The organism is Nitrosomonas sp. PY1 (assembly GCF_022836435.1).
Taxonomy (GTDB): domain Bacteria; phylum Pseudomonadota; class Gammaproteobacteria; order Burkholderiales; family Nitrosomonadaceae; genus Nitrosomonas.
The window spans coordinates 665,879-685,678 of record NZ_BQXC01000001.1 but is presented as its reverse complement, the minus strand read 5'-3'; the positions used below and the strand labels follow the sequence as shown (position 1 = coordinate 685,678).

The following is a 19,800-nucleotide window of genomic DNA, read 5'->3' as shown; positions in this document are numbered from 1 at the left end:
ATATTTTTGATGGATTGAGATTAAACGGCTATTCAATCACAAATAGCGGTTCACCATATTCAACGGGTTGGCCATTTTCTGTCAGGATAGCTTTAATCACTCCATTTTTGTCGGCTTCTATTTCATTCAGTAATTTCATTGCTTCAATAATGCAGAGCGTGTCGCCCACCTTGACGGTTTGTCCTATTTCAACAAAAGGATTCGCTCCTGGTGATGCCGATCGATAAAATGTTCCCACCATAGGCGATTTAACCAAATGCCCCTTGGGCACTTGATGGCTATTATCATGAGCGCTGTTAGTACCTGTTGCGGTAGCCGCTCCCGTTGTTTGTGGCGTAGACGGCGGCGGTATCGGTTGCTGCATCATAGGAGGCATAAATGCATAATTCTGCGCCATAGCAGAACCTGATTTACTGATACGAACTTTCTCTTCACCTTCAGTAATTTCCAGTTCCGCAATGCTCGATTCCTCGACTAACTCAATGAGCTTCTTCAGCTTTCTTAAATCCATGTCAAATTTCCTGCGAGATTGTCACTAAAAAAGAATTAATATCGCACTATAAAATGCTTGTTGAAATAAAGAAACATTTAAAAATATCTATAAAACTTAATGGGATGTTAGTGATTTTGGTGTAAAACGTATTGTAGCGCCAGCTCATACCCTTTGGCACCTAAACCACTTATGACGCCAATTGCCAAATCCGAAAAATAAGAATACCGACGGAACGACTCACGAGAATATATATTCGATAGATGAACTTCGATAAATGGCACTTTCACCGCAGCCAAAGCATCACGCAAAGCAACGCTCGTATGTGTATACGCAGCGGGATTAATGATAATAAAATCAGTGCTATCAGTCATGGTAAGTTGCACTCTATCAATCAACGCAGACTCTGCATTGCTTTGAAAGAAGTCAATTTTAACGCCGTTATTTTCGGCTAATTTCTTCAAATTTCTGTTAATATCGTCAAGCGTGATGTTACCGTATATTCCTGGTTCACGTGCACCCAGCAAATTCAGATTCGGTCCGTGAAGAATTAAAACATTAGTTAATTTATATTCTTTTTCATTCATTGGTTAATTATGTACTGTTGCAGTCAAAATGTACATATTTTTGAAGAATTTCGCCGAACTTAATCTGATATTGTAATTTTTTTGCCAAACCGATTAGCATTTGCCGACAATATCATGAACTACTATAATGTCGCGCTTATTCTCATCTTGGCTGTTGTAGCTCAGTTGGTAGAGCAACTGATTCGTAATCAGTAGGTCGGAGGTTCGACTCCTCTCAACAGCACCAATAATCAGTAACTTAGAAACGTAACCGAACCTGTTTTACTTCGATTGTGCCAAATTCGTGACATTTAGCACACCATCCAAGATCCGGGCATGTTGAGCAAATTGCTCAGGTGCCAAGTGAGCATAACGCCTCACCATCTCAGCTGATTCCCATGCACCCATCTCCTGAATGACATTCAATGGTACGCCATTCTGAGTCAGCCAGCTTGCCCAGGTATGACGTAAATCATGCCAGCGGAAATCCTCAATATCGGCACGTTTTAACGCCTTATACCAAGCTTTTGTATTCACTTGCGTGATTGGCTTGCCTTTGTAACTAAATACTGATCTTGGATGCTTGCCAATCTGTCTAGTCAATACCGCTATTGCCGTCGCATTCAGGGTTACATGAATCGGTTTTCCTGCTTTGGCCTGATCGCCATGTATCCATGCCACATTGCGTTGCATATCCACTTGCGACCATTCCAGCTTTGTGACGTTTGACCGTCTCAAACCAGTAGCCAGTGAAAACGTCACCATATCCGCCAAATGCTGCGGCAATTCCTGAATCAAAATGCTGGCCTGTGTTGCACTCAAATAACGCACCCGGCGCTTTGCTTCACGATACAGCTTAATGACCGGGGGTTTATCGATCCATTCCCAGTCAAGAGCCGCACGGCGCAGGATTGAACAAATCAGAGCCAATAAACGGTTGGCAGTCGCCGGACTCGTTTCTTTTCGCTTTAATTCACCAATCCCCGCAATCACATCGCGCGTCAATTCGTCGAGATACTTGCCTCTAAAAAATTGTTGGAGCCAGTTTATTTTAGCCACGTCATCATGATGTGTCTTTTTATCCTGTGTTTCCATCAGCCATTTATAAGCGGCTTCATCCCAAGTGCGTTTTGGCTTATCCCCCAGTTTCACGACACGCCAAGATTCCGCTTTCAGCTTGTCGTGGAATTCCTGTGCTTGGGTTTTATCTTCAGTTGCAGCAGAGCATCTAACTCGCTCGCCGCTTGGTGTGGTGAAACTAATCCACCACGTCTTACCACGTTTACAGAGTGACATAATTGTTTCTCCTCATGTCCCACTTGCAACGCTTGCCGAGGTGTAGCATATAACGAGCGCAGGTAGGCAACAAGATCATCTTCAACAAATACCCAACACTTCCCTACCTTTGCACCAGGGATAATTCCCGCCTTTGCACGGCGGCGCACTTCTTCAGGGTGCATTTTAAGAAATTGGGCAGCTTCATTTAAGGTAAGAGTTTTCATTCACCCTCCGAAGCTTTGCGGTAATTTTTTGCAGCTTTTTCGACTTCTAAGCGTTTTTGATCTGCTTCATTGAAGTTTAGAATGGTGTTGTATTCTTTGCCACGTAAGCGCACCTTTTCAAGTAGATAGTCTCCCGCTGACAATCCAATAAATTCACCGCAGGAAAAAAGATGCTGATGCAGTGCCAGCAAATAGCGATCCAGACCTTCATCAAAATCAGTTATGCCATGCTTGGCCATAAAACAAGCCATTGAACTGATGCCTAGCGTCAGAATTCGTTTATCTTCTGGTAAACGTTCCGGTTTGAACAATCTGGAAAGCGTGTTGGAGTCGGTTTCCCAATCTATGGAAGAGATATATCCCCACAGCGGATGAATCGGCCAGCGTGAGCGGGTTTGGTCATCGGGATTTGGCAACGTAAGACGAAGCCATTCCGTTGAAGCATAACTCCATAGGCCGTTTAAATTGGCTAACACGGTATCAAGGCTTATCAAACCATGTTCTGCCAATACATCGCGCATCAACTGAAATTCAACACGCCAGACGGGTTCATCCTCTTGCCAACCATTTTCTTTCCATAGTGGAACAAGATCGGTTCTGCCACTGGTATGAATTTCTAATAGCTTGTTATACAACCGGCAGGAAATTTTGCCGCCCAGGCCAATCGACCAGCCGGTGAATTTTTCATTAACTGCATGGGCATCTATCTTCTTGCCGCGCGTTATCCATGCTTCACGCCCCCAGGACTCCATGTTCTCAGGAGAAACAAAGTCAGCACATAAATCGATACGGCTGACATGGGCAGAACTTTCCAATGTACCCAGTTCATTCAAAATTTGGCGCAAGTGTTTTTCAGCTTCAACAGGCGTAACGCTGGATAGATACCGGGAGGATACCTTGACATACGCCATTGGTGTTTTCTTGCCGGTTTTGGATAGACTGATGCGGAATGCCCCATCTTCCAGGACATACGGGAATATTGACGAGCCTTTATCCTTGACTTCAAAGATATGACCAGCAATGGCATATTGTGCTTGCGCTTGTTGATCTGCTTCTGGATGCTGTGCCAGTTGTTTAAGCTTGGCTAACCGTTCTTTGACTTCTGGAAACAGTTCACCTTGATAGGATAAATACAGGCTATCAACCCCAAACCTTAAAAGCTTGAAATACTCATTATTGCAGTTATAGGGTACTGTGTTACTAGGAGGCGTACCCTGTGAGGATGAATCAGGCTGATGCAATGCATCCGTCAAATCATTTTCCACCTCGCCTTCGCATCTCTCCTCCTCGCTGAAGCTCGTCGTCTTCTGCGTTGGCTCGGCGGCTTCGATTTTATTAGATGCTATAGCTCCAGGTGAAACATTTATTTCTTTCTTCATGATAAACCTCATATCCACGGCGATCATGCAAATATTGCTGCATCGCAACAGATACGAACTTTATGCATCAAGATGAGATGCATGAATGCAATAAAAATTATTTTTTAGTGCATTGACTAATAGCCGTATTTCTGCTTCTTACGGTACTCAATACGTTTCTTAATTATAGAATTTTCATCCTCAATGTAGCCTTGGTCGCCATTCAACCCCATTCCGTTATACAAATCCAGAATCTCTCGCGCTTTCATATCATTTAGCCATTCAAATCCATCCAGTACAGCAAATAACATATATAACGCTGGATAATCAATCCTGCATTTAATAGCGGGGCGGTCGATATATGCTGTAACTGAATTCAGAAAATTTGGGTCTTCACCTGTCTGGAGGCGTGCATAGGTATCGCGAAAGTAAGGATGGCCTGTCAAAATATTTCGATCTATCTGTATAGCTCTGCAGAAAGCTTTCTTATCACCTTTTAGTGCCAGTGGTACAAGTGTAGTCAATTTTTGACCGTGTACCATGAGCGCAATATGGTTGTAGAAATAGGCGTAAATATAAGCAAAGAATAACTGCATTGAGAGAAATATTGTTTTCTTTTCATCCTCTGACGATGCTTCCAATCCCTTTCGAGCAATTTGCTGATCTTCATTGGTCATATTGGAAATACTCTCAAACAAATGGAAAAGATCACCACCTAGCTTTTCATTCAAATACGAATCCACAAATTTGAGTTTCTCATTTTCTTTAATGGCTAAGAATTCATTATCAAATTGATTCAGTTGTTTGGCTGTATCTTCAGGAAACATAGATTTCATCAAACACGATAAGATTCTATTTTCTTCATCATAGGCCAGAACATACGAGTCACCAAGATTTGAATTTTGTCGAATAAGCTCAAATTCTTTGGGCATCTTAATCCAGCCGTTACGTTTATCCATGTAATCCATCAAAAGCTCTGCACACATAGGCACCAGTTGAGAAGCCAGTGTTATGGCAATGGATTTTTCTATACGAGGTTGCATATGAAGTTCAGAATCCCATTGATCAGTATAAAATTCCAGATTAAGAAACAGATAAATGTATCCCGTCATATCAAATATCCGGGTGCATCAGTTCCTAACGGATTGTCTCTGTACTTTATTGAGATTGCTGAAAAAGCGAAAAATCAATATAAAAAACGCCTTCGCGCTCCTTTCCTTCTCCTATTCCTTCGTCGTCGTTGTCGTTAAACGCGCGAGCGCTAAAAACTATTTCTAGTTTCTCATTCAGAGGAATGTCGACTTTTGCTTTAGTACTAGTGAAAATGGCTTGATAGAATTTAACTGATTGTCTTAAATGAATCGCCCCGAGTTTTGAGGAGGCTCTAAATCTTGAGAGAATGGAGCCATGAACAAATCAAATAAATTTTCCCCCGAAGTCAAAGAACGAGCAGTTCGTCTGGTGCAAGAGCATCGCAGTGAGTATTCTTCGCTGTGGGCAACGATAGAATCGATAGCGCCGAAGATTGGCTGCACACCGCCGACATTGCATGATTGGGTAAAGAAGCATGAGATCGACACAGGCCTGCGAGATGGCATCACCAGTGAAGAGCGTCAGCATATCAAAGCACTGGAACGTGAAGTCAAGGAATTACGTCGCGCCAATGAAATTCTGAAACTGGCCAGTGCTTTTTTCGCCCAGGCGGAGCTCGACCGCAAACTCAAATCCTGAGGTCATTCATCGATCGGCATCGCGACACCCACGGGGTCGAGCCGATCTGCAAGGTATTGCAGGTTGCCCCGTCAGGATATCGACGTCACGCTGTCGAGCTGCGTAATCCGGCATTGCGCTGTGCCCGAGCTATTCGCGATGATGAGCTGATGCCGCAGATACAACGAGTCTGGCAGGTCAACCTGCAGGTTTATGGTGCCAACAAGGTATGGCGGCAACTCAAGCGCGAAGGGATGCTGGTAGCTCGCTGCACAGTAGAACGGCTGATGAAACGGTTGGGGCTGGAAGGTGTGCGGCGCGGCAAGATTGTCCGCACGATAGTTCCTGACAGGGGGCTGCCATGCCCACTGGATCGCGTGAACCGGCAATTCAAGGCGGATCGCCCAAACCAGTTGTGGGTGTCGGATTTTACTTATGTTTCCACCTGGCAAGGTTGGCTATATGTCGCGTTCGTCATCGACGTGTTTGCCCGGTACATCGTGGGTTGGCGCGTCAGTTCCAGCATGCACACGGACTTCGTACTGGATGCACTGGAGCAGGCTTTATACGCTCGGCAACCGGAGCTAGGTGCCTTGACTCATCACAGCGACAGGGGTTCCCAGTATGTTTCTATCCGTTATACGGAGCGGCTTGTCGAGGCTGGAATAGAACCGTCAGTAGGAAGCCGTGGCGATAGTTACGACAACGCACTGGCCGAAACGATTAATGGGCTGTACAAGGCTGAATTGATTCACAAACGAGGGCCTTGGAAAAACAGGGAATCTGTTGAATTGGCGACGTTAAACTGGGTATTCTGGTTCAATCGCCAGCGTTTGCTGGGATCTATCGGCTATATACCGCCGGAAGAAGCTGAGGCACAATACTACCGGCAGTTAGCCAACTCGGATTCTGCCAGTGTTACTTAAACCAAATAGCCTCCACAGAATCCGGGGCGATTCATAAAGGCAACAAACCTTTATATTCTGCGGCTGATTACTAAGGTATGTATTTGTAGCCCCCCCCGTGTTACTTGGACGGGAGAACTAAATAGCGTATTTATTTTAAGATCGGGCATTTTTTCCTTGGAATCACACAAAAAATAAATGGTTACAAAGCATTGATCAAGTTATATGGTATTCCGCTCCAGATTATGAAACATTTTCTGTAGTATCTATTACGTTATACATAAGGAAGAGAAATGAGCGATACACAAACAGAAGAAAACATTTCCAAATCGCTCAATCCGCTAGTGTTTATTAGTCATGACACGCGCGATGGAGAGTTGGCAGAGGCCTTTAGCAATCTTCTAAAAAGCGTAAGTGCAGGCGTTCTAAAGACTTTCCGAACATCCGACAGAAAAGGGAACCAAGGGATTGAGTATGGCGTGGAGTGGTATCCAGAAATCATCAAAAATATACAAGGTGCATCTGATGTTGTTTGTCTGCTCACAAAAAGAAGCGTGGACAGGCCGTGGATATTGTTTGAGGCAGGTATGGCAAAGGGCAAGCTTGACACCCCAATCCTTGGCGTTGCGCTGGGAATTGAACTGAAAGACGCATCATCAGGGCCATTCGCACAATTTCAAAACTGCGGCGATGACGAAGATTCACTTACAAAACTTGTGTTCCAGCTTGTAAAAAGAATACCAAACTCGGAACCAGACAAAGATACGATCAAGTTTCAAGTGGGGAAATTTAAACAGTCAATTTCCGCCATACTGGAGAAGTTAGATACGTCCGCCAAGAAAGACGGTGGCACAAAGCCTTCTGCAGACACCAGGGATATTGAAAATTCATCTGCGAAGCTTTTTGAAGAAATCAAAATCATGTTTCAAGATCTTCCATCAAGAATAGAAAGAGCAGATCCAATCGATAGCAGAAAACGCCGGAGAAGAATTCATCCCGGCATGATTGAGGAAATGATTCACACGACCAAAGATGGAAAACTGGGTATTCGTATCGCGCTAAGTTTTTACAGAGAAAAAATGCCGTGGGTATACGATGAAGGGATACTGCTTCTAAATAAAATTGAGGGTAGCAAAACTCCCACGACAATAAAGCACCACATTCATGAGTTCGAGGAGTTGCTTATAGTGAGCACCAGACACCCGATAATGGAGGAGTTTTTTATGGAGGACAAAGAAGATTACTTCCTATTGATGGAGCTTCCCAAAGTAATTCTCCGTAGCTTGGAAAAAATTGCATTCGAACATGTATAACCTGCCGTTCGAGAGGGCTGCCGAAAAGCGCGGAGCCTCTCAACTCTACGTTAAGTTTCTTCTGGATCGACCTCAAGCTGCACAAATAACTAAAAGAACAACAGTATGCAAGTGAATGTATATTTTTCGGACTATTTTTGTGTTAAACCTCAAACATTAGATACACACGGCGCATTCAATGTTTCACTAATCAATGATCTGCCGATATTTGTTGATCCGTTCCTGCTATTCAATAGTGAGAAGCCTCAATATCAAGAGCTTCACCTAGAAATTATCAAATATGTGAGATTCCTACGAGAAATGTCAGTGGAAGGTGAAATTTCACCAGGTCTCTTGAGGTCATGGTATCGCTTCCCGGAAGTTAAGCAAACATGGCTAGGCTACAGCAAGGTTGGTAATGGAGGTTCAGGGCTTGGTCAGGTATTTAGTTCAGCCCTAAACGAGAACCTTCATTCGATATTCAAAGATTTCGGGGATGAGAAAATCACCAAAAGCAGTCATCTTGAAAAACTTTGTCTTATCAAAGATGGCGTGGGCAAAGACAACATAAGTGACTTCACAACCAATCTAATAAAAGGGTTCCTTTGTGATTACACGCAGGCTTTCGCCAAAGAACACATAGCCAGAAATAGAATCAAACGAGTTCCTGTAACCCACACGAAGTTCAACTATGAAACGCGAAGTTGGCAAACATCGTACTTCGATTTGCCATATATAGATGGCGACTTTGTCTTACTGACACCAAAAGACATCCTCACAAAAGATGAGGCATGGATAAACAAGCACGACCTTATTGGCGACTTCGATGAAGTTGCTTCATCACTACCGAACGAGGTGCTTCGCAGCCAAGTCAACGAGTATCTTGCTCGCCAAATACCAGATAACGCAAATCAAAAGGATATAAATCGCGCAGTTGCCGCAACACTCAGAAAATTCCCCGAACTAATCGACTATTACATTCGATTTAAGGAAGACAATGGCGCTAATGCAGTTAAATTAAGCGACGAAAAAATAAAAGAAACAGAGTCTGTTTTCATTAATCAAGTAGGTAGCCTAATATCGGCACTGCACTCTGCAAATGAGTTCTATGCAAAACGAGCGGGGACATATGAGGAAACCCTCAAACGAGTCCACTTCCTAAAGCAAGTAATAGAAAATAACGACGGTTACCGCGTATTTTATGTAAAAGGCCAGCCTGTCAAACGCGAATCCGATCTTCAACTTATGTTTCGCCTTACTTGGTATGCAGCCCAAGAAGACGTAAATAGTGAGGTGAACAATGGAAGAGGTCCAGTAGATTATAAAATATCACGTGGTTCAAAAGACAGCACCCTTGTTGAATTCAAACTCGCAAGCAATTCAAAGCTCAAGCAAAATCTAGAAAATCAAATTGCGGTCTACGAAGCTGCGAATCAGACCAAGCAGTCAATCAAGGTCATCATGTGCTTCTCAGAAATTGAGCTTGTAAAAACAGAAAGGATATTGAATGAGCTTAAACTGACCGGCCCCAAAGGCATTGTTGTGATTGATGCAAGCCGAGACAATAAGCCTTCAGCATCCAACGTCAAAACTGAAGATTAACATTTCCGTCGCGGAGAAACTTAACCCTACACTCGAGAGGGACTGGTCGATAAGCGCTCACTTCTCGGCCTGTAGTTATTGAACTCTCGGTGGCCACGGCCAATCTTTACGGTCGGTCAGCCCCCTCAATTTGAACGTTACATATATATGTGTACACATGAATATAATGTCAAACTGAAATCTTAATAAACCAATTACCAGCTTTATCCGGTTTGGTGAACCAAATGAGTTGCTAAATCATTGTGCCAAATTTGTGCCAAACCGCTCTAAGAACTCCACTGCTTGAGGTTGTGTGGCACTGTTTTTATATTTGGCAAGCATCGCAAGCAATTGATTTATATACAACTAAAATTTATAGTTACGTTTCGTAATCAGTAGGTCGGAGGTTCGACTCCTCTCAACAGCACCATAAAATCAATGAATTAAAAAATAACGACCCCATAAATGCCAATCAAGGGGCACTGGTGGGACACGTGATTAAAGCAATCTGTAACAAGTAACTTTCTTAGATTGCCCATTTCTTTCCTTGATAAATTTCAGCAAAAGAACCATGCCATTCCTTATTTTTATTTCAAATTGCCCCATAAATACCCCATTACAAATATATTAATTAGTCGTCCCTGAAGAAAGTACAACTATTTGATAATGAGAAGAAATACAGAGATGTGCGTGATCCGATCGACCAGAAATGCTAGAATTGCAGCTAAATTCTGGTCGAAATGGTGATTACAGATGCTCACACTCAGTAGAACTTTGCACCAACTCAGTTTGTTTGAGACTGACCTGTTATTGCAGCTTGATCGTTCTGATCCATTGCTACAGCTTGCATTGGAAATACCTTGGTTTGAGTTTGACGAAGCATTTTCAATACACTACAGCGAAGGATTAGGCGCACCCAGTAAACCGATTCGGCTGCTGGTTGGATTGTTGATACTCAAGCAGTTAGAGAACTTGAGCGATGAAGCAGTAGTATTGCAGTGGAAACGCAATCCGTATTACCAGGCTTTTTGCGGGATGAAAGAGTTTCAGCGAAGATTGCCCTGCCACAGCACGGAGTTGGTGCATTTTCGTAAGCGCATTGGCGCTGAAGGTGTTGAGCGTATTTTCCAGATGAGCGTTGGTTTGCATGGAGAAGCTGCGCTGGAAGACACGGTTCACATTGACACGACAGTGCAAGAAAAGAACATCGCCTATCCGACAGATAGCAAGCTGGCAATTAGAATCATCAACCGACTAAACAAGATAGCCCAAGCGCATGGTGTTCAACAGCGGCGTACTTTCGTCAAAGAAGTAAAATCATTGCGTCTGGCTATTCGGCATTTCCGTCACGTCACCAAAAGAGCAAAGGCCAAGCGAGCGCTAAAGCGGCTTAGAACGATTGCGGGCATCTTAATACGGGAACTGCGCCGAGAATTGCCGCAATACTGTTTATTTGAGTGCTACCAACAAGATTTTCTGATGTATGAGCGCATTTTAAGGCAGCAATCTAAAGACACAAACAAGATCTATTCATTGCACGAGCCGCAGGTGTACTGCGTGGCCAAAGGAAAAGACCACAAACAATACGAATATGGCAGCAAGGCATCGATAGCAAGCACCGCGCAAGGCAATCTGATCGTCGGTGTAGTCAGTCACGAACAAAACCGGCATGACAATCATACGCTGCCGGAAATACTGCGTCATGTTGAGGCATCTCGCGGCAAAGCCGTCAAACAAGCAGTATGTGATCGCGGCTATCGCGGCAAGCGAGAAGTTAATGGCACGAGTATTATTTTGCCGGGGAAAGCACTCAAACAAGATACTCGTTATCAAAGGGACAAGAAACGAAAGCAATGCAGAAGACGTGCAGCGATTGAACCCATCATTGGTCATTTGAAATCGGATTTTAGGTTGATCAGAAATTATTTAAAAGGTGCTATCGGAGATCGTATCAATCTATTGATGGCTGCTTGCGCATGGAATCTGAGACAATGGCTGCTGGCCATTCTTTGGCTGTTCTTCTCATGGCGAAAAACGCAAATTACCCCAATTTGTTAATGAAAACTTCAACCAGCGAAAGTTGTTTTCTACATGCAGCAAGGAAATCTGATCCACCCCAAAAAATAGCAATCGTCGAGGCTTTTTTCAGGGGCGACTAAGTAGAAACACACCCCACTTTTTTATGCTCTCCAATTAGTTGCATAAGTCAGAATTTCACGGAGTTTAATATTATCCTCAATTTCATCTCGATTGCGCCAGGCAGGTCGTAATTGCTGTTTTGCGGAGAGTTCTAATTGATTATATGTTTCAAAAAATGTGCGTTGTGTTGCATTGCCGTAGGTCATTAGTACTTGTGCGCGTACCGGTTTAGAAAATTCAATAGCTGCTATAAACGAATCTCCATACGATGATTTCAATTTCCCATCGATATCCGATTCATAAGCAATTTCCCTGAAAACGCCTAAGTCCGTATCAGCGCCATTACCAGGAAAATCAGATCCATCTCGACGCAAGCGAGCAACTTCACCCCAAGCGACGTCAAGTTTTCCGGTCTCGGCAAGCAATTGAGTCACAGCCTCACGTAAGACATTCAATGCAAGCGACTTGTCAGCCAAACCATGTGGTGTAATCAGCGGCTCTGAAGAATCAAATGGCTGCGAATAAAAAAGACTACCCAGTAACTGATCAGGGGTAAACACATACTCAGGTTTTACCCTGGTTGCTTTGGCGATCGTGGCTTCAACCCATTTTTCGAACCAGATACTGAAAAGTCTTGCACCGCGGCTTTCTGCCAGAAATTGTCGATCCCATCGATGCCATATTGCCGCAGCTTGATGCACGAGTGGATCGCTGCTGGTGAGTGCGATGGATAACAGATCATTCAGTAGTTGATCCGCTGCCAATGAATGGGTCGAATGCTTAGCAGCGATCAATTCTTCAAAGCTCATTGTTGATCGGGATGCCAGCATTCGTAAGCTTTGCAATTCACGATTATTGGTGACATCAGCAGTCATATTTTCCGGGTACTGATTCTTCTCAAGAATGGGCAAGGTCATATACCATGGCGCGCCATTACTATTTTGCAACCAACCGGAATCCGGGTTCACAGCCTTGGGCAAATCCTGGTAGTGATGCACGTCCTTCCAGATCAACCGGGAATCGTCGCCAGTCACGGGTTTTCGCCAAAAAGCTGTGTCGCCGGCCGCGCGCTGCGGAATGATACCGTTGTACGCCAGCAGAATATGCTTGTTCACATCAGCATAAATCACATTGAATAAAGGCAAATGACCGCCTGCCAGGATTTCCTGGAATCTTTCCAAATCGGTCGCACGCCCCATTTCCCACCATTGTTGATTCATCCCTGCCAATCGCTGCGTTGCCAGCAATGCCAGACGAATCGACAGCATTTCTCCTGCATGTTCGATCACAGGCCCCTGTACCGCGCGGCGAATAGTCAAGACTTCACTTTCCATACGACCATCGTCCCGGCGAATCAATATAGTTTCACTGCTTACCTCGAAAGCATTTACTTTACCGTCGAGCCAGTAGCCCTCATGCAAATGATCACCCGCCAACCTCAGCCGGTATACATCACAACCATCCATGGGATTCACCGTATGCGTCCAACCCAGATAATCGTTGAATGCTATTTGTAACACAGGAAATCCAACCAAAGCTGCACCATAGAGATTCACATCGGGCAGCAGAAGATGCGCTTCAAACAGTGTCTCCATGCCATGCCAGCTTAGATGAGGGTTGGCAAGCAGCATCGTATTGCCGCTGCTGGAATACTTGGCACCCAGTGCCCAACCGTTTGAACCTGCCAGTTGATGATTAAAATCCAAGCCCGGCAGCACGGCGCCGCATTCCGAAATGGCAGCGACAAAAATAGTCATTACTCGCGTGGTATGTGCAATGATGTCTTGCGGCGTTACGGGTAGAATGGCTTTTACTTGAGCAGAAATCGCTTCAGGGTGGCGGCGGGCAAAATCATTAATGCCAGCGGCAAATGCCGCCAAATTGTCTCTGAACCTAGTTTCCTGCTGCTGATACCACTGTTCAGCCAGTGCTGAAATACCAAACAGACGCACCGAGCGATCTGCGGCCAGATAGTCTTCACCAAAGTATTCGGCGCCGCGTCCCCGCGCCATCGCATACAGTTTGAGCAGCAAATCGGCGTGGCTGCGCATCTGTGCCCAGCCAAACGCATAAAAAGCATCGCTATCGTGAGCTGCAACAATGTGCGGAACACCCCAGGAATCCCACAAAATTTCGGGATTTCCGTGCTTGACCGGTAATGGCTCGGCTGTTTGGCACGCATTCAACACCAAAACAGACAACAGCGCACAACTGGCAAAAAAAGATTTCATCAATTTCATTCCGGGTTTAACGATGAACAACTCCATGTTCGCAACGTAATGCTTTTTTATCGACCTTGCCGACACTGGTTTTAACAATGCATTCCACCTGTTTGAGCTGGGTCAGCAACGCATGTTTGGAAATCACACCTTGCGAAACCAATGAACGAATTTGTTGCTGCACCGCAGATTCGTCAAACATTGCCGAATCCACCACCAGTAAAGCCAGCGGCCTTTCCCCCCAGCGTGAATCCGGTATTCCGATCACCGCAACTTCCCGGACACCAGCAACGGAAGCCAGGGCATTTTCCACTTCCAGCGACGATACCCATTCTCCTGCCACTTTAATCACATCCTTAAGCCGGTCAGTAATGTACAAGTAGCCATCCGCACTCATCGTACCGATATCCTGGGTATGTAAATACCCTCCTTGCCAAAGAGTAACGCTGGCTTCGGAATCATTCAGATAGCCTTGCGTCAACCACGGTGCGCGTACTGCAATCTCACCATTACTGCGGCCATCACGAACCTGAAGTTGCGTCGCTTCATTGATAATTTGTATATCTACCAATGGAATCGCACGACCGGCGCTGCAACGTTGAATCATCGAGGCATCTTCATGCATTGGAGAAATCGTATGGTCAGGTTCTTCGATTAATTGCGCCAGCGTCAGAATTGGCGCTGTCTCAGATAAACCATAACCGGAAAAACAATCAATTCCCATATCCAATGCTTGCCTGGCCAAGTCTCTCGATAGCGCCGAACCACCCACCACCACTTTCCAGCCGCGCAAATCGGCACCAACCGCTTGTGCCGTCACCAAGATCATTTTTAATATTGTCGGTACACAGTGCGAAAACGTTACGCGTTCTTGAATAATTAACCGCAACAACGATTCAGCCGTGTAGCGCCCCGGATAAACCTGCTTGACGCCCAATAACGTGGCGATGTAGGGAATCCCCCAAGCATGCACATGAAACATCGGTGTTAGCGGCATATATACATCGCCGGCATGAAACCGTTGTTCTCTCGCCGGCATCGCTAACGCCATACCTGCCGCAAGAGTATGCAGCATCAACTGTCTATGAGTATAAAAAACACCCTTGGGTAATCCGGTCGTACCGGTGGTATAAAAAACCGTAGCTCGCGTATTTTCGTCAAAATCGGAAAAAACAAAATGATCAGACCGATCCTTCAACCAGTTTTCGTATTCGTCATCCAAGCTCAGCGAAGTAAACGGTAGCGCATCACCGTCGCTCAGCACAATAATCTTACGTATTCCAGTCAATTGCGATCGAATACTTTCGATAACCGGTATGAAATCGGTATGCAGCAATAATAATATGGCCTGCGAATGATTTAAGGTGTAGATAATCTGTGCTGGCGTCAACCGACTGTTGACGGTCATCATGACAGCTCCGTACATCGGAATTGCAAAGTAGCACTCTAAATAGCGGTGACTATCATGATCCATCACCGCAATAACGTCGCCCTGTTTGATATTCGATGCAGCCATCGCGGCAGCAAATCGATTGATGCGCGCATAGGTCTGGCGATAATTCGAGCGATACCGGTCGTGATAGATGATTGGTCGATCTGCCGCGTTAACCAATGTCGTATGCCAGATCTGTTTGAGAAGCAATTGATAATTTGAAGTCATTTGTAGAAAAAACTCGATAAAAATATGTGTCGGTTAGAATACTTCTCCGGCGCGCGTTGAAGCGTTCATTTGTTCCGATATTTCCCGCAATACCACGCAACTGACGGGCACCAGCACCAAAGTAACCAACATTGAAAATAAAATACCAAACGCCAGAGTAACCGCCATTGGAAGGATTTTCTCCGCGTCTGAGCTTTGCACATTGATAAACGGCAACAGCCCAACAAAAGTGGTCGTGCTAGTCAGAAAAATTGCGCGGAATCGTGCCTTACAAGCCCGAATCACGGTTTGATAGCGGGTGAAATTCTCCCGTGCGGCCTTATTTATCTGGGCCACAAGTATTAGGCTATCGTTGATCACGATTCCTCCGACCGCAAACAAGGCCACATAAGACTCTAGCGATAAGGGTATGTTCAGTAACAGATGTCCCAATATCGCACCGATGAAACCGAAAGGAATTGCCAGCATGATCATCATCGGCTGCAAATAGGACCGCAACGGAATCGCCAGAAGCGCATAAATGCCCAGTAACGCGAACATGCCATAGCGCCATAGTTCCGACATGGTGGCTTCATGTTTCTGCCGAATTTGCCCGGACTCAATCTTTATTCCCGGGAACTGCGCTTCCAATTCAGGAATTACATGAGCACGCAAATCAGCAAGAATAGTTTCAACGCTGGCTTGCTCCTTATACACTTCTGCACTGATCAACTGAACCCGCTCTCGATTCTGTCGAATGATACTGGCAAAACCTGGCATCAATTCAGTTTCCGCCACCGCGTCGAATGGCACACTATTACCATTGGGTAACTGAATTGGTAAGCGATAAATATCATCCAGTGAGCGACGCTGTTGCGCAGGCAAGCGAATGATGACGCGAACCTCATCACGATCTAGAAAGAATCGCTGCACCTCCAAACCCAGAAAACCATTACGTACTTGCTCTCCCAGATCATGCACGGTCAACCCTTGTGCTACAGCTTCCGGCCTGAGCTTAAGATGTAGCTCGGGTTTACCCATCTGCATTGCACCAGTGACACTATGTACACCCGTGTATGCAGCTAATTTGGTCTTGAGTATTTCACTAACAACGCTTTGTTGCCCGATATCCTGAGCAATCAGTTGCAATTCGATGGCTTTAGCGGATTGTGCCGCAGTGATTCCCAGATTTCTTGGCCAAAAAGTCTGGAACGACAGCATAGCACCGGCTGGCAATTTACCCAAGCGTTCTTCCCATTGCTGTTTTATGCTGTCCATGCGCGAACGGATCCGCTCATCGATGGCGATTTCAATATCCACAAATGCGGCATTATCCTCGCTAACGGATATGATGTGCTGGAAGCTATCCTGCAACTTATCCACCGCACCCAATCCGAGTTCCGCATTCAGTTCTGCGCGAATATCGTTAGCAATTTGTTCCAGGCGCAACACATATGCATTGACTTCCTCGAACGGTGTACCCGGAACAAACTGCAGAATGGCGAACAAATAATAATCATTGACCGGCGCATCCATAACGCTCTGAATCCGACCGGATGAAACGAGCGCGACCGCCACCAGCAAAATCATCGCAAACATCGATAGTGTTATGTAACGAAAATACAGCAATCGTTTCAATACCGGTATGTACACACTATTGATAAACCATTGCAACGCTTCGTCGATCTTGGTTCTGGCTTGATCGAACAGCATTCCGATTTTGTTCTGTGTGGCTACCGGATGGTCATACGACGATAAATGTGCGGGCAGAATCAATAACGCCTCCAGCATCGAGAATGCCAATGTCAGAATCACCACGGCAGAAACGTTATACATCAAGTAACCACTAAGCCCTGGCAGGAGCAAGCCAGGCACAAAGGCAATCATAGTGGATAACACCATCATGACAATCAGCGGTGCTACTTCCAGCGTACCGCTAATGGCGCCATCTAATCCTGGGCTTCCCCGTTCCTGATGGGTATAAATATTCTCTCCAACGACAATGGCATCGTCGGCTAAAACCCCAATAATCAAAATCAATGCAGAAATCGAATAAGTATTCAAAGAGATGCCCAGAATCGGCATTAACCATAATGCACCGAACAACGACACCAGAATACCGCTGCTAACCCAAACCGCCAGGCGGAATCGCAGTGTAAACATTAGCACCAGAAAAACCAGGAAAAAACCCGAAATGGCATTTTCCTTCAGCATGCTCATATTCTCCACATAGTATTTCGACCAATCATCCCATGTTGAAATACCAACACCAACCGGAAGTTCGGGACGAAATGCATCGATCACTGAATTAACCGCTTCGACCGATGTCGAAATTCGATCCTTGGACATCACGAATATTTGCACGGCTGGCTTGCCATCGATCCTAGCCCGCATATCCTTGTCATTGACTGTCTCTCTAATCCGTGCGACATCACCCAGTAACAAACGCGCCCCATTGACATCCGATCGCAAGGTAATCGCTGCATAATCCGCCACAGTCATGGCTTGATGCTTGCTTCTCAACAGCAATTTGCTGTCCGCTTTTTTGAGTTCCCCAGCCGGTATATTTCGTGAGGCGGCTTGAATTGCCATCGCAATCTCATCAAAACTCAAATCGTAGCGACGCAACTCAGATTCTGTGACTTCAATCGAGATTTCATAGGGAATCTCGGGCCAGGATGTCAGTTTTCCTATATCCGGATGTCGGCTCAACATTGCTTGCAGTCGGTCACGCTGACGCATCAAGGTCAACAGATCGACATCTCCATGCACCATCACGGTCACTGCAGTAGTACCCGTTTTTAATTCCGTAATTCTCAGCTTCTCAGCATTTTTTGGGAAAACTGTGATGCGATCCATTCGAGCTTGCACGCTGGCCTGAAACCGCGCCGCATCGATTTTCGGATCGAACTCGACAATAACCTCGCATTGAGCTTGATGAGCGGTTGCATTGATTTGCCGGATACCTTCCAGATCATGCAGTGCAGTTTCAATCGGAATGCACAATGCACGCTCCACTTCTGCCTGGCTCGCGCCAGGATATTCGATCTCGATTTGCAATTGGTTTTGCGGTACTGGGGGAATAGTGTAACGTTTTGCAATTGTCAGTCCCAGAATTCCGCCTGCAATAATGAGTAGCATCAAGAAATTTGCCGCGATCGGATTCCTAGCAAACCAGACGATCAATCTCATGGGCTTTCCTTCAGTGTTACGGACATGCCCTCAACCGGATGCAGTAGACCAGCAACCATAACTCGCTCACCCGGCATCAAGCCTTCCTTCAGAACAACACGGTCATTTTCTTTTTTTATAATAATAACTTGACGAATATACAAACGATTGTTCTGATCAATAATTGCAACACGATCATCTTGCAATAATGCACTGGCTGGTAACACATAAACACCCTCCAACCAGCGACCTTCGATACTCGCCTCAACATACAAACCTACCGGCAACATCGCAGCCGCGCGATCCTGCTTATTTCCTGACAACCCAAACGGATCGTTAACCTGGGCCACAACCACCACCATACCCGTTTTCTCATCGATAGCACCCTCGCTGCGGACGATCCGCCCTCGCCAGGCTTGCATTTCTCCACGATAGTTTGCTGACAAAACTACTTCAGCACCTTCAGTTGCAGCGGAGCGCGATGGCCACTCCGGCACATTAATCCAAGACAATTCTTGTGTATTGAGTGGAAAACGCACTTCTGCCAAATCGCTACTGTAGATACTGCCTAATACGTCTCCAGTATTCAGATACTGCCCCATTCCTATAGATTTGTTGCGCACTCGACCATTAAAGGGTGCGCGTATTTCTGTCCGTTGTCGTAACAAGCGTGCATTTTTCAATTCTTCCTTCTCAGCGGCAAGTTTCGCTTTTTTTTCTTTTAACTGCGGAATTCTCAAATTCAAGGGACTAGGTTCGCCCTCCCCCAGTTGCCACCACTCTTGTCGCGCTTGTTCTGCTTCGGCTTCCTCACGAGTCAATTGATATTGCGCTTCCATGACTCGAGCCTGTGCCTGCGCCACACGTAAATCGTATTCAGCCGGATCGATAGAAACCAGCAAATCTCCTTTTTTAAAGTAACCGCCACTGACAAATGCCGGCGCCACATAGGTAATATTCCCCGAAACGCCCGTTATGACCTCGATTTCGGTTTGCGCTTTAACACGTCCTCGGGTTTGTACCGTCATCTGCAACCGCTGTGGTTGCACCACAATCGTTTGTACCGCTGGCGGTTCAAAAGTCTGTGGTTGCTGAATCGCCTGAGGCGGCATCCGAACAATAATTATGGCCGCAGCAATACCCGCCATTACCACCAGTAAAGCGATGAATAGTTGTTTACGTACTTTCATCAACGAACAAAATTCTGTACAAGTGGTAGGATGACTAC

General features: G+C 45.5%; 14 protein-coding genes, 1 tRNA gene and 1 other annotated feature. Of the genes, 5 read left to right on the top strand and 10 right to left on the bottom strand.

The window, feature by feature from the left end; all coding sequences use genetic code 11:
* Positions 1-28: 28 nt before the first annotated feature.
* Both accB and aroQ read right to left on the bottom strand, forming a co-directional pair.
* Positions 29-511, bottom strand: coding sequence for an acetyl-CoA carboxylase biotin carboxyl carrier protein (accB, locus tag W03_RS03130; RefSeq protein ID WP_244071315.1), 483 nt, complete (start codon positions 509-511; stop codon positions 29-31).
* Between the two features lie 107 nt (positions 512-618).
* Positions 619-1,077, bottom strand: a complete 459-nt coding sequence (gene aroQ, locus W03_RS03125) for a type II 3-dehydroquinate dehydratase (RefSeq protein ID WP_244071313.1) — start codon at positions 1,075-1,077, stop codon at positions 619-621.
* A gap of 150 nt (positions 1,078-1,227) precedes the next feature.
* On the opposite strand from aroQ, the gene W03_RS03120 reads away from it, so the two are divergent.
* A tRNA-Thr gene (locus tag W03_RS03120) sits at positions 1,228-1,303 on the top strand.
* A gap of 35 nt (positions 1,304-1,338) precedes the next feature.
* On the opposite strand, the gene W03_RS03115 is transcribed toward W03_RS03120, so the two are convergent.
* The 4 genes from W03_RS03115 to W03_RS03100 form a co-directional block, all read right to left on the bottom strand.
* The gene (locus tag W03_RS03115; protein ID WP_244073682.1) at positions 1,339-2,319 is read right to left on the bottom strand and encodes a site-specific integrase; all 981 of its coding nucleotides are present in this window, start codon (positions 2,317-2,319) and stop codon (positions 1,339-1,341) included.
* The gene (locus tag W03_RS03110) at positions 2,229-2,558 is read right to left on the bottom strand and encodes a helix-turn-helix domain-containing protein (RefSeq protein WP_244071310.1); all 330 of its coding nucleotides are present in this window, start codon (positions 2,556-2,558) and stop codon (positions 2,229-2,231) included. Before W03_RS03110 ends, W03_RS03115 begins: the two co-directional genes overlap by 91 nt.
* A complete protein-coding gene (locus W03_RS03105) occupies positions 2,555-3,937 on the bottom strand; it encodes a replication initiation factor (protein WP_244071308.1) in 1,383 nt (460 codons plus the stop codon). Before W03_RS03105 ends, W03_RS03110 begins: the two co-directional genes overlap by 4 nt.
* Positions 3,938-4,053: 116 nt before the next feature.
* On the bottom strand, positions 4,054-4,959 hold the full coding sequence (locus W03_RS03100; protein ID WP_244071306.1) for a hypothetical protein: 906 nt from the start codon (positions 4,957-4,959) through the stop codon (positions 4,054-4,056).
* 364 nt (positions 4,960-5,323) lie between these two features.
* On the opposite strand from W03_RS03100, the gene W03_RS03095 reads away from it, so the two are divergent.
* From W03_RS03095 to W03_RS03080, 4 genes are all read left to right on the top strand, one after another.
* A protein-coding gene (locus W03_RS03095; RefSeq protein WP_375792707.1) for an IS3 family transposase occupies positions 5,324-6,552 on the top strand; the annotation gives its coding sequence in 2 pieces (ribosomal slippage) (positions 5,324-5,615 and positions 5,615-6,552; 1,230 coding nt in all).
* Positions 5,602-5,718 (top strand) — a sequence feature (AL1L pseudoknot). Its footprint overlaps the gene before it by 117 nt.
* A gap of 272 nt (positions 6,553-6,824) precedes the next feature.
* On the top strand, positions 6,825-7,844 hold the full coding sequence (locus tag W03_RS03090; protein ID WP_244071302.1) for a toll/interleukin-1 receptor domain-containing protein: 1,020 nt from the start codon (positions 6,825-6,827) through the stop codon (positions 7,842-7,844).
* Positions 7,845-7,949: 105 nt separating this feature from the next.
* Complete coding sequence (locus tag W03_RS03085) at positions 7,950-9,425, top strand: hypothetical protein (protein WP_244071300.1); 1,476 nt, start codon at positions 7,950-7,952, stop codon at positions 9,423-9,425.
* 732 nt (positions 9,426-10,157) lie between these two features.
* The gene (locus W03_RS03080; protein WP_244071298.1) at positions 10,158-11,462 is read left to right on the top strand and encodes an IS5 family transposase; all 1,305 of its coding nucleotides are present in this window, start codon (positions 10,158-10,160) and stop codon (positions 11,460-11,462) included.
* Positions 11,463-11,584: 122 nt separating this feature from the next.
* Here the strand turns inward: W03_RS03080 and W03_RS03075 are convergent, their stop codons facing one another.
* The 4 genes from W03_RS03075 to W03_RS03060 are packed head-to-tail and all read right to left on the bottom strand — an operon-like array spanning position 11,585 to position 19,762.
* On the bottom strand, positions 11,585-13,774 hold the full coding sequence (locus W03_RS03075) for a penicillin acylase family protein (protein ID WP_244071296.1): 2,190 nt from the start codon (positions 13,772-13,774) through the stop codon (positions 11,585-11,587).
* A gap of 16 nt (positions 13,775-13,790) precedes the next feature.
* Positions 13,791-15,422 (bottom strand): long-chain-fatty-acid--CoA ligase, encoded by a 1,632-nt coding sequence (locus tag W03_RS03070; RefSeq protein ID WP_244071294.1) that lies wholly within the window; start codon positions 15,420-15,422, stop codon positions 13,791-13,793.
* A 33-nt stretch (positions 15,423-15,455) separates the two neighbouring features.
* Complete coding sequence (locus W03_RS03065) at positions 15,456-18,593, bottom strand: efflux RND transporter permease subunit (RefSeq protein WP_244071293.1); 3,138 nt, start codon at positions 18,591-18,593, stop codon at positions 15,456-15,458.
* Positions 18,590-19,762, bottom strand: a complete 1,173-nt coding sequence (locus tag W03_RS03060) for an efflux RND transporter periplasmic adaptor subunit (protein WP_244071291.1) — start codon at positions 19,760-19,762, stop codon at positions 18,590-18,592. Before W03_RS03060 ends, W03_RS03065 begins: the two co-directional genes overlap by 4 nt.
* Positions 19,763-19,800 lie beyond the last annotated feature (38 nt).

Coding starts and splice junctions, on each gene's coding strand:
- accB (WP_244071315.1), bottom strand. CDS start 511: ATGGATTTAAGAAAGCTGAAGAAGCTCATTGAGTTAGTCGAGGAATCG.
- aroQ (WP_244071313.1), bottom strand. CDS start 1,077: ATGAATGAAAAAGAATATAAATTAACTAATGTTTTAATTCTTCACGGA.
- W03_RS03110 (WP_244071310.1), bottom strand. CDS start 2,558: ATGAAAACTCTTACCTTAAATGAAGCTGCCCAATTTCTTAAAATGCAC.
- W03_RS03105 (WP_244071308.1), bottom strand. CDS start 3,937: ATGAAGAAAGAAATAAATGTTTCACCTGGAGCTATAGCATCTAATAAA.
- W03_RS03100 (WP_244071306.1), bottom strand. CDS start 4,959: ATGCAACCTCGTATAGAAAAATCCATTGCCATAACACTGGCTTCTCAA.
- W03_RS03090 (WP_244071302.1), top strand. CDS start 6,825: ATGAGCGATACACAAACAGAAGAAAACATTTCCAAATCGCTCAATCCG.
- W03_RS03085 (WP_244071300.1), top strand. CDS start 7,950: ATGCAAGTGAATGTATATTTTTCGGACTATTTTTGTGTTAAACCTCAA.
- W03_RS03080 (WP_244071298.1), top strand. CDS start 10,158: ATGCTCACACTCAGTAGAACTTTGCACCAACTCAGTTTGTTTGAGACT.
- W03_RS03075 (WP_244071296.1), bottom strand. CDS start 13,774: ATGAAATCTTTTTTTGCCAGTTGTGCGCTGTTGTCTGTTTTGGTGTTG.
- W03_RS03070 (WP_244071294.1), bottom strand. CDS start 15,422: ATGACTTCAAATTATCAATTGCTTCTCAAACAGATCTGGCATACGACA.
- W03_RS03065 (WP_244071293.1), bottom strand. CDS start 18,593: ATGAGATTGATCGTCTGGTTTGCTAGGAATCCGATCGCGGCAAATTTC.
- W03_RS03060 (WP_244071291.1), bottom strand. CDS start 19,762: ATGAAAGTACGTAAACAACTATTCATCGCTTTACTGGTGGTAATGGCG.